Source organism: Streptomyces sp. JK94 (assembly GCF_053613315.1).
Genome location: NZ_JBSICH010000053.1, coordinates 38,831 through 48,904, shown reverse-complemented (window position 1 = coordinate 48,904; position 10,074 = coordinate 38,831). Strand labels below are relative to the sequence as shown.

General features: G+C 72.6%; 8 protein-coding genes. 2 read left to right on the top strand and 6 right to left on the bottom strand.

Annotation, left to right across the window (positions count from 1 at the left end; genetic code table 11):
• The first annotated feature begins 727 nt into the window (after positions 1-727).
• Positions 728-1,738, top strand: a complete 1,011-nt coding sequence (gene trpS / locus ACVV2G_RS32105) for a tryptophan--tRNA ligase (protein ID WP_453846313.1) — start codon at positions 728-730, stop codon at positions 1,736-1,738.
• Between the two features lie 65 nt (positions 1,739-1,803).
• On the opposite strand, the gene proC is transcribed toward trpS, so the two are convergent.
• From proC to ACVV2G_RS32080, 5 genes are all read right to left on the bottom strand, one after another.
• A complete protein-coding gene (proC, locus tag ACVV2G_RS32100; protein ID WP_453846312.1) occupies positions 1,804-2,616 on the bottom strand; it encodes a pyrroline-5-carboxylate reductase in 813 nt (270 codons plus the stop codon).
• Between the two features lie 121 nt (positions 2,617-2,737).
• On the bottom strand, positions 2,738-3,526 hold the full coding sequence (locus tag ACVV2G_RS32095; RefSeq protein ID WP_453846311.1) for an ABC transporter permease: 789 nt from the start codon (positions 3,524-3,526) through the stop codon (positions 2,738-2,740).
• A complete protein-coding gene (locus ACVV2G_RS32090; protein WP_453846310.1) occupies positions 3,523-4,326 on the bottom strand; it encodes an ABC transporter ATP-binding protein in 804 nt (267 codons plus the stop codon). Before ACVV2G_RS32090 ends, ACVV2G_RS32095 begins: the two co-directional genes overlap by 4 nt.
• Before the next feature lie 530 nt (positions 4,327-4,856).
• Positions 4,857-5,378 (bottom strand): EamA/RhaT family transporter, encoded by a 522-nt coding sequence (locus ACVV2G_RS32085; protein WP_453846309.1) that lies wholly within the window; start codon positions 5,376-5,378, stop codon positions 4,857-4,859.
• A 43-nt stretch (positions 5,379-5,421) separates the two neighbouring features.
• Complete coding sequence (locus tag ACVV2G_RS32080; RefSeq protein ID WP_453846308.1) at positions 5,422-5,739, bottom strand: SH3 domain-containing protein; 318 nt, start codon at positions 5,737-5,739, stop codon at positions 5,422-5,424.
• 182 nt (positions 5,740-5,921) lie between these two features.
• Here ACVV2G_RS32080 and ACVV2G_RS32075 point away from each other — a divergent pair, with 182 nt between their 5' ends.
• A complete protein-coding gene (locus tag ACVV2G_RS32075) occupies positions 5,922-8,066 on the top strand; it encodes a serine/threonine-protein kinase (RefSeq protein WP_453846307.1) in 2,145 nt (714 codons plus the stop codon).
• A 31-nt stretch (positions 8,067-8,097) separates the two neighbouring features.
• Here ACVV2G_RS32075 and ilvD read toward each other — a convergent pair whose 3' ends face one another.
• The gene (ilvD, locus tag ACVV2G_RS32070) at positions 8,098-9,951 is read right to left on the bottom strand and encodes a dihydroxy-acid dehydratase (protein ID WP_453846306.1); all 1,854 of its coding nucleotides are present in this window, start codon (positions 9,949-9,951) and stop codon (positions 8,098-8,100) included.
• Positions 9,952-10,074: the final 123 nt, after the last annotated feature.

Sequence of the window (10,074 nt, the reverse complement as noted above, 5' to 3'; positions counted from 1 at the left end):
CGATCAGGTCGGGGTATCAACATATCTGGCGTTGACTTTTGGCACGCTGTTGAGTTCTCAAGGAACGGACGCTTCCTTTGTACTCACCCGAGAGACTCTCTCAGGCTTTCCTCCGGGCGCTTCCCTTCGGTCTTGCGTTTCCGACTCTATCAGATCCTTTTCGATCCGATTTCCTCGGCGCTTTCCAGGTTCCCGCTTTCGCGTTTCCCTTTCCGGCGGCTCCGACTCTATCAGATCCTTTCGGGCTCCGATTCCCCGTCAGAAGGGGGTGTATCCGCGGCTGTTGGGCCGTTTCAACGAGGTGAGACTCTAGCGGATTCCCGGCTCCCGAGCTAATCGGGGCCGCGTCCTTTCGAACGTGGATTCCTCATTCCGTAAACACACACGCACCGGCACGACGACGACGCCGACAACACGACTGTTCGTCGAAGAGTGGTGGGTACTTGCGGAATCGCTGTCCGGGGACCGACCGGGATCGGCGCTCACGTCGGACAACTCGGAGAACACTACGAGCGCGGGGCGGGCGTGTCAAACCCCGGGTCCCGGGGCCTCCGGAGGCGTACCGTGGACGGCGTGATGACGCGTACGTGCACCCAGTGCTGGTGGGCCGCCTGTCGGCGGCCGTAGTCACGTATGCACGCGACGGCCGCCGCTCCGGCGGCCGTTCTCGTATCTCCCTCCAGGAGGGGCGGCCGGCGGGCGGCGGTCCTGACCAGGAGGTAGAGGGATGACACGGGTCTTCAGTGGGGTCAAGCCGACCGGGCACCTGACGCTGGGGAACTATCTGGGGGCCCTGCGGCGGTGGGCCGTGGAGGACCAGCACCGGTCGGACGCGTTGTTCTGCGTCGTCGATCTGCACGCGCTGACCGTGGACCACGATCCCGCGCGGGTGCGCAGGCTGAGCCGCCAGGCCGCGTCCCTGATGCTGGCGGCGGGGCTGGACCCCGGCCTGTGCACCGTGTTCGTGCAGAGCCACGTGGACGAACACGCGCGGCTGTCGTACGTACTGGAGTGCGTCGCCACCGACGGGGAGACGCGGCGGATGATCCAGTACAAGGAGAAGGCCGCGCGGGAGCAGGGGCGGGGCGGGAGTGTGCGGCTGTCGCTGCTGACGTATCCCGTGCTGATGGCGGCCGACGTCCTGGCGTACGGGACGGACGAGGTGCCGGTCGGGAACGACCAGGCGCAGCACGTGGAACTGGCGCGGGACCTGGCGGTCCGGTTCAACCAGCGGTACGGGCACACGTTCACGGTGCCGCGGGCCACGAGTCCGGCGGTGGCGGCGCGGGTGATGAACCTGCAGGAACCCACGTCGAAGATGGGGAAGAGCGACGACGCCGGGCCGGGGATCGTCTACCTCCTGGACGAGCCGGACGTGGTGCGGAAGAAGGTCATGCGGGCCGTGACCGACAGCGGGCGGGACGTCGTCCACGACCGGGAGGAGCGGCCGGGGCTCGCGAATCTGCTGGAGATCCTCGCGGCCTGCACGGGCGGGGAGCCGGCCGGGCTGGCGGGTGCGTACGACTCGTACGGCACGTTGAAGAAGGACACCGCGGAGGCCGTGATCGAGGTGCTGCGGCCGGTCCGGGAGCGGCACAAGGAGTTGTGCGCCGATCCCGGACATGTGGAGGACGTGCTGCGGGAGGGCGCGGAGAAGGCCCGTGCCATGGCCCGGCCGACCGTGGACGCCGCCTACCGGGCGATCGGGCTGCTGCCTCCCGCGGACGCGGCCGGGTAGCCGCGGGGACCGGTGGCGAGGCGCGGTGCCGGGCGCCGGCGCGTCGTGGCCTCGCCGCCGGGGCGTCAGTCCTTGGTGCCGGAGGCCAGTTCGCGGCTGCGGTCGCGGGCGGCTTCGAGGGCCGCGATGAGGGCGGCACGGACGCCGTGGTTCTCCAGTTCGCGGATGGCGTTGATCGTGGTGCCCGCGGGGGACGTGACGTTCTCGCGGAGCCTGACCGGGTGCTCGCCGCTGTCGCGGAGCATGGTCGCGGCGCCGATCGCGGACTGGACGATCAGGTCGTGGGCCTTGTCGCGGGGCAGGCCCAGGAGGATGCCGGCGTCGGTCATGGCCTCGACCAGGTAGAAGAAGTACGCCGGGCCGGAGCCGGAGAGGGCGGTGCAGGCGTCCTGCTGGGACTCGGGGACGCGCAGGGTCTTGCCGACGGCGCCGAAGATCTCCTCGGCGTGGGTGAGGTGGCCGGCCGTGGCGTGGGTGCCGGCGGAGATGACGGACATGGCCTCGTCGACGAGGGCCGGGGTGTTCGTCATGACGCGGACCACCGGGGTGCCGGGGGCGAGGCGCTCCTCGAAGAAGGACGTCGGGATACCGGCCGCGCCGCTGACGACCAGGCGGTCGGCCGGGACGTGCGGCGCGAGTTCGTCGAGGAGGGTGCCCATGTCCTGCGGCTTGACCGTCAGGATCAGCGTGTCGGCGGACTTGGCGGCCTCGGCGTTGGTGACGGGGGTGACACCGTGGCGGGCGCGGAGTTCGTCGGCCCGCTCCGGGCGGCGGGCGGTGACCAGGAGGTCGGCGGGGGCCCAGCCGGCTCCGATCATTCCGCTGAGCAGGGCTTCACCGATCTTGCCGGTGCCGAGGACTGCGACTTTCTGGGTCATGGTTTTCGGTGCCCTCCTGGGGTTCCCTCCGGGATGCGTCGTCTGCCGTCATCCTCGCACCGCGGGGACGCTGGGGGGCGGGGCGTCCACTGGACGGGATGCCGGTCGTCACCGCCGCGGGCTATGCCGTACGGCGTCTGAGGGTGGCCGCGCCCAGGGCGAGGACGAGGAGGGCGCAGCCCGCCACGATCAGGACGTCCCGTACGAAGGCGGCCGTCATGTCGGTGTGGCGCAGGACCTCGTTCATGCCGTCGACCGCGTAGGACATCGGCAGGACGTCGGAGACGGTCTCCAGTGCCGGATGCATCTTGTCGCGCGGGGTGAACAGGCCGCAGAGGAGCAGCTGGGGGAAGATCACGGCCGGCATGAACTGCACCGCCTGGAACTCGGAGGCCGCGAAGGCCGACACGAAGAGGCCGAGTGCGGTGCCGAGGAGGGCGTCCAGCAACGCGACCAGGAGGAGGAGCCACGGACTGCCCGTGACGTCGAGGCCCAGGAACCAGACGGCCAGGCCGGTCGCGAGTGCCGACTGGACGAGGGCGAGGGCCCCGAAGGCGAGGGCGTAGCCCGCGATGAGGTCGCCCTTGCCCAGGGGCATGGCCAGGAGGCGTTCGAGGGTGCCGGAGGTGCGCTCGCGCAGGGTCGCGATGGAGGTGACCAGGAACATCGTGATCAGCGGGAAGATCCCGAGCAGTGAGGCGCCGATGTCGTCGAAGGTGCGCGGGCTGCCGTCGAAGACGTAGCGCAGCAGGAACAGCATCACGCAGGGGATCAGGAGCAGCAGGGCGATGGTGCGCGGGTCGTGGGCCAGCTGGCGCAGGACGCGGGCCGCGGTGGCTGTGGTGCGGGCAGGGCTCAGGGGGCGGGTGGGGGCGGGGTGCAGGGCCGTGGGGGCGGTCGGCGTGCTCATCGGCTGGTCTCCTTCGCGCGGGTCGTCGCGGTCGCCTCGTCCACCAGATGGAGGAAGGCCTCCTCGACCGTCTCGGAGCCGGTGCGGGTGCGCAGGGCGTCGGGGGTGTCGTCGGCGAGGGCCCGGCCCTCGCGCATCAGGAGGAGGCGGTCGCAGCGCTCGGCCTCGTCCATGACGTGGGAGGAGACGAGGAGCGTGGCGCCGCGGTCGGCGGCGAGGGAGTGGAAGAGGGCCCACAGGTCGCGGCGCAGGACGGGGTCGAGGCCGACGGTCGGTTCGTCGAGGACCAGGAGTTCGGGGGTGCCCAGGAGGGCCACGGCCAGGGAGACACGGCTGCGCTGGCCGCCGGAGAGGGTGCCGGCCAGGGCGTCGGCGTGGGGGGTGAGGTCGACGTCGGCGAGGGCGCGGGTGACGGTCTCGTGGCGGCGGTCGGAGGAGGCGCGGCCGGGGGCGAGTATCGCGGCGAAGTAGTCGAGGTTCTGGCGGACGGTCAGGTCGTCGAAGACGGACGGGGCCTGGGTGACGTAGCCGATGCGGGTGCGCAGGGCCGGGTGGCCGGCCGGGCGGCCGAGGACCTCCAGGGTGCCGGTGATTCCGGCCTGGGTGCCGGCGACGGCGCGCATCAGGGTCGACTTGCCGCAGCCGGACGGGCCGAGGAGGCCGGTGATGCGGCCTCGCGGGACGGTGAACCCGAGGGAGCGCAGGACGGTGCGGGAGCCGCGGACGACCGTGAGGTTCTCGGCACGGACGGCGGGGGCGGTCTCCTGGTCGCCGGGTGGGCGGGAGATGTAATTCATCATGTGATGAATAATGCTCTCCCGCCCAGGTGCCGTCAAGCGGTCGCGGGTGGGGGCCCGGCGAGCTGGAGGCGGGGTTCGGGGCCGAAGTGGCGGCGCCGCGCGCGTGCGGGCGGTGGCGATGCCCGTGCCGGCGCCGATGCCCACGCCGCGGGAGCCGGCCGGCGAGCTGTTCCAGCGCGTCGAGGCGGACGGACGGGCAGGAGGGGCGGTTGGCGGCGTACTGGGCCGCGGCGGCGTTGGAGGAGTGGGCTCGGGTGGCGCGGGTGACCTGGGGGCGGCGCGGGGGCTCCGGCGGAGGCGCGGCCATGGTGGCCTCGGGGGTGGCGCGGTGAGGGAGGCGACGGGGGCGGGTGCCGGGGCGGAGCCGCCGGACGGGTGCCGGAGAGCGGGCGCCGAGGGCCGTTCGGGTGGGGGGCAGCAGTGACGGTGCCGTGGCGTCGGGGCGTCCGGCCAGCGGGTGACGAGCGGATGCCGGGCGCCGCTCGGGACGCGGAGGGTGGGTGGTCGCCGCTACCCGGGTGCGGTGCGGGTCAGCGGCGTCGGCGCTTCTTCGACGGGTTGCCCGAACGGCGGGTGGTGCGCTTCTCGTAGTCCGCGCGGGCCTTCTCGTACTCGGCGCGGTGGAGCTTCTCGCCCGGGGCCTCGGTGAAGGTGCGGAGGAAGTAGGCGAGGAGGGAGCCGACGAAGCCGATGGCCAGCAGGCCGCGGAGGGAGGCCTGGCGGTCGGGGTCGGGACGGCTGGTGAAGCCGGACCAGGTGTGGCGGAAGGCCAGGGCGCTGCAGACCGCGAACATGACGGTCATCAGCAGCGAGACGAAGCTGCCGACCTCGGCGATCTGGAGGCCCTGGTAGGCGATGCGGAGGACGAAGCAGGCGGCGGCCGCAGCGGCGAGGGAGCCCACGGACAGGCCGGCCCGCCGGGCGGCGTAGCCGTCGTCGTGGTCGACCCACGTCGTGCCGTAGAACCTGAGGGGCTCGGGGCGGGGGCCGGCGGGAGGTGCGGAGCCCGCGGGGGTGTCCGGGATGCCGTTCGTACCGTTCTCTGCGCTCACGGGTCGATTATGGCGCCGGAGGTGCCGCGGGCTCCGGGGGGGATCAGGCGCAGCGCGGGGCGACGTAACCGTCGCTGCCGGTCTGCACGTAGGTGTCCGAGACGTACTCGCCGCTGCCGATGCCGTCCCAGATGTTCGACGTGCCGTACGGGCCCGATACGCGGGTGCCCGGGGTCTGGCAGTTGATCAGGACCCTGGCGCCCTCGGGGAGGACGCGCACGACGGAGTACTGGGTGCCGGGGCCGCTGCGGACGTTCAGCCGGTAGCCCGGCGCGACGGCGTAGGAGCGCAGGGCCGCGGCAGTGGCGACGGCCTCCTTCTCGTCCTCGCCCCCGATGTCCATGACCTGGTCGACGGACATGAAAAACCTCCCCCGTTGAACCCCACGGGTGTCGTGGGGCCACTGTGATTCCCATGGAACGAGCCGCGAAACACCAGTTCGCACCTCGCACGCGGAGGCTAGCAAGCCGCCTCGGTCCCGTTCGCACCATCGACTAGGCTCCGAGCGTCGCGCGCCCGAACGAGAAGCACGGGGGTGGTTCCATGGCGCCGCAGCGAAACGCTGGAGCGGGCGCGGAAGCGGAACTTCCGGAGTACGTCGGTCACTACCGTCTGGAGTCGTGTCTCGGCTCGGGGGGCATGGGCGTCGTGCATCTGGCCCGGAGCACCTCCGGGATGCGGGTCGCGGTGAAGATCGTGCATGCGGCGTACGCCAAGGACCCCGAGTTCAGGGGGCGGTTCCGGCAGGAGGTCGCCGCGGCGAGGCGGGTGAGCGGAGCCTTCACGGCACCGGTCGTCGATGCCGATCCGGATGCCGGGCGGCCCTGGATGGCCACGCTCCACATTCCCGGCCCGACGCTCTCGGAGCAGGTGAAGCGGAACGGGTCCATGGACGAGGACCAGTTGCGTCGGCTGATGGCCGGGCTCGCCGAGGCCCTGCGGGACATCCACCGGGTCGGGGTCGTGCACCGGGACCTGAAGCCGAGCAACGTGCTGCTCGCCGAGGACGGGCCGAAGGTCATCGACTTCGGCATCTCCCGGCCGAAGGACAGCGAACTGCGGACGGAGACCGGGAAGCTGATCGGGACGCCGCCGTTCATGGCGCCCGAGCAGTTCCGGCGGCCCCGGGAGGTGGGGCCCGCCGCGGACGTCTTCGCGCTCGGGTCGCTCATGGTGCACGCGGCGACCGGACGCGGGCCGTTCGACTCCGACAGTCCGTACGTCGTCGCCTACCAGGTCGTCCACGACGAGCCCGACCTGACCGGCCTGCCGCAGACGCTGGCGCCGCTGGTACTGCGGTGCCTCGCCAAGGAGCCGGACGACCGGCCCACGCCGGACGAGGTGATGCGTGAGCTGCGGTCGGCGGCGGCGGCCTACGACACGCAGGTGTTCGTCCCCGTCCCGGTGCGGCAGGCGGAGGAAGCGTCCGCCCCGGAGACCGGCGTGGCTTCGAAGACGCGGGCGGACGCGGCCCCGGAGGCCCCGGCGGAGGCTCCCGCCGGACCGTCCGTACGGCGGCTCGGGAAGCGGACGGGGCTCGTGGCCGGTGCGCTCTGCCTCGCCGTGCTCGGCGGGCTGGTCTCGGTCCAGGTGCTCGGCGGCACCGATCCGGCGCGCCGGACGCCCGCCGCGCGGAGTGCGCCGGACGGCTTCGGCACGTGGGAGACGGTGCCGGCGGAGGGCGGTGGCATGCCCCAGTGCTCGTACGCGGTACGACGGTTGTTGTGCGCGCGGCCCGGCCTGGTCTTCGCCGTCGATCCGGCCGACGGCGGCATCCTGTGGCGGCACGCCGTCGAGGAGGCCGTACGGAGCGAACCGCCGGTCGTGTCGGGCGGGCTCGTGCAGCCCTCCGTCGGGCTGCTCGGTGCTCTGGAGGCGCTCGACCCCGCCACGGGTGAACCGGTGTGGCGGGAGGACACGCCCGCGTACGACGGACTGCGGTGCGTCGGCGACATGCTCCTGCTCACCCGCGCCGACGGCATGGTCACGGGCGTGGACAGCGCCTCGGGGCGGACCCGGTGGGCCCGTCGGATCGCCGGGCAGTCCGTGCCGTACTTCACCTCGTTCGCCGGGGAGCGGCGGCCTGCGGCGTATGCCACGAGCCGGACCGCGGACGGGGAGCGGACCCGGGTCACCGCGGTGGACCCGGCGAGCGGGGACGTGCGGTGGGACGCGGAGCTGGAGGGGACGCTGACGCTCGTGGGGGCGGCGGAGGGGTCCGTGTACCTCGTCCCCGAAGGAGCGGCCCACGGCGACGCGAAGGCCGTGGTCGGCTACACGCCCGCCACCGGGGCGACCCGCCGGGTCGACCTGCCCGTACCGGTCCAGCAGGCGGTGGCCGGTGTGCACGGTGACACCGTGTACCTCATGGGCGCGGGCGGTTCGCTGGTGGCCGTCGACCTGGCGGCGGGGAAGCAGAAGTGGCGGCTGGAGACGGGCGTGAGCCGGGGCTCGGCACCCGTCTCCGACGGCCGGCACGTGTACGTCACCGCCCCCGACGGGCGGCTGCTGGGCGTCGACGCCCACGAGGGCAGGCTTCTCGGGCAGACCCGGCCGCGGCTCGGCGCCGACTCCGACCGGGTGCCCGCGTCACTGCCCGCGCCGCTGCTCGCGGGCGGCCACGTCTACGCCGGGGCGCCGGACGGGACCGTGTTCGGCGTGGCGGGGCGGGACCCCGCCGCCTGGTAGGCCTTCCGGCCGCGGTCCCGTCGTACGGGCGTCAGCCCAGCCGGCTCACGTCGCGGATGGCGCCCTTGTCGGCGCTCGTCGCCATCGCGGCGTACGCCTTCAGGGCCGCGGAGACCTTGCGGTCGCGGTTCCTCGGGGCGTACCTGCCGTTGAGGGCCTGCTCGCGGCGGGCCAGTTCGGCGTCGTCGACCAGCAGCTCGATGGAGCGGTTCGGGATGTCGATGCGGACGCGGTCGCCGTCCTCGACGAGGGCGATGGTGCCGCCGGCGGCCGCTTCGGGCGAGGCGTGGCCGATGGACAGGCCCGAGGTGCCGCCGGAGAAGCGTCCGTCGGTGACCAGGGCGCAGGCCTTTCCGAGGCCGCGGCTCTTCAGGTACGACGTCGGGTAGAGCATCTCCTGCATGCCCGGGCCGCCCTTGGGGCCCTCGTAGCGGATGACGACGACGTCGCCCTCCGTGACCTGCTTGGTGAGGATCTTGTCGACGGCCTCCTCCTGCGACTCGCAGACGACCGCCGGGCCCTCGAAGGTCCAGATGGACTCGTCGACGCCGGCCGTCTTCACGACGCAGCCGTCGGCCGCCAGGTTGCCGCGCAGGACCGCGAGGCCGCCGTCCTCGGAGTAGGCGTGCTCGGCGGAGCGGATGCAGCCGCCCTCGGCGTCCTCGTCCAGGGAGTCCCAGCGCTCGGACTGGGAGAAGGCCTCGGCGGAGCGGACGCAGCCGGGGGCCGCGTGCCACAGCTCCACGGCCTCCGGGGAGGGGGAGCCGCCCCGCACGTCCCAGGTCTTCAGCCAGTCGGCCAGGGACGGGCTGTGCACGGAGTGGACGTCCTCGTTGAGCAGGCCGGCGCGGTGCAGCTCACCGAGGAGGGCGGGGATGCCGCCGGCTCGGTGCACGTCCTCCATGTAGTACGTGCGGTCCTTGGCGACGTTGGGCGCGACCTTGGCCAGGCACGGGACGCGGCGCGAGAGGGCGTCCATCTCGGTGAGGCCGAAGGCCACCTCCGCCTCCTGGGCGGCGGCCAGCAGGTGCAGGATCGTGTTGGTCGAGCCGCCCATGGCGATGTCGAGGGCCATGGCGTTCCCGAAGGCCGCGGGCGTGGCGATGTTGCGGGGCAGGACCGAGTCGTCGTCCTGCTCGTAGTGGCGGCGGGTCAGGTCCAGCACCGTGCGGGCGGCGTTCTCGTAGAGCGCCCTGCGGGCGGTGTGGGTGGCCAGCACCGAGCCGTTGCCGGGGAGGGAGAGGCCGATGGCCTCGGTCAGGCAGTTCATCGAGTTGGCGGTGAACATGCCGGAACAGGAGCCGCAGGTCGGGCAGGCGTTCTCCTCGATGCGCAGGACGTCCGCGTCGGAGACCTTGTCGTTGGCCGCCTCGACCATCGCGTCGACCAGGTCGAGGGTGCGGACCGTGCCGTCGACCAGGGTGGCGCGGCCGGATTCCATGGGACCGCCGGAGACGAAGACCGTGGGGATGTTCAGCCGCAGGGCGGCGTTGAGCATGCCCGGGGTGATCTTGTCGCAGTTGGAGATGCAGATCAGGGCGTCCGCGCAGTGGGCCTCGACCATGTACTCCACGCTGTCCGCGATCAGGTCGCGGGAGGGCAGGGAGTAGAGCATGCCGCCGTGGCCCATGGCGATGCCGTCGTCGACGGCGATCGTGTTGAACTCGCGCGGGATGCCGCCGGCGGCGACGACCGCCTCGCTCACGATCCGGCCGACCGGGGCGAGGTGCGTGTGGCCCGGCACGAACTCCGTGAAGCTGTTGGCGACCGCGATGATCGGCTTCCGTCCGATGTCCGCGCCGGGTACACCGGAGGCGCGCATAAGGGCGCGGGCGCCCGCCATGTTGCGGCCGTGGGTGACTGTGCGGGACCTCAGCTCGGGCATCGTCGCTCGCCTCGCTCGTAGGGGGAGTAATGACTGCCGTCGAGCGTACGCCGGTCTTCCAGGGTTCGGGACAGTGCGTCCGGAATGCGGGATACGCGTCTCCCCGCCCCCGACGGCGGCGGC

Coding starts and splice junctions, on each gene's coding strand:
- trpS (WP_453846313.1), top strand. CDS start 728: ATGACACGGGTCTTCAGTGGGGTCAAGCCGACCGGGCACCTGACGCTG.
- proC (WP_453846312.1), bottom strand. CDS start 2,616: ATGACCCAGAAAGTCGCAGTCCTCGGCACCGGCAAGATCGGTGAAGCC.
- ACVV2G_RS32095 (WP_453846311.1), bottom strand. CDS start 3,526: ATGAGCACGCCGACCGCCCCCACGGCCCTGCACCCCGCCCCCACCCGC.
- ACVV2G_RS32090 (WP_453846310.1), bottom strand. CDS start 4,326: ATGATGAATTACATCTCCCGCCCACCCGGCGACCAGGAGACCGCCCCC.
- ACVV2G_RS32080 (WP_453846308.1), bottom strand. CDS start 5,739: ATGTCCGTCGACCAGGTCATGGACATCGGGGGCGAGGACGAGAAGGAG.
- ACVV2G_RS32075 (WP_453846307.1), top strand. CDS start 5,922: ATGGCGCCGCAGCGAAACGCTGGAGCGGGCGCGGAAGCGGAACTTCCG.
- ilvD (WP_453846306.1), bottom strand. CDS start 9,951: ATGCCCGAGCTGAGGTCCCGCACAGTCACCCACGGCCGCAACATGGCG.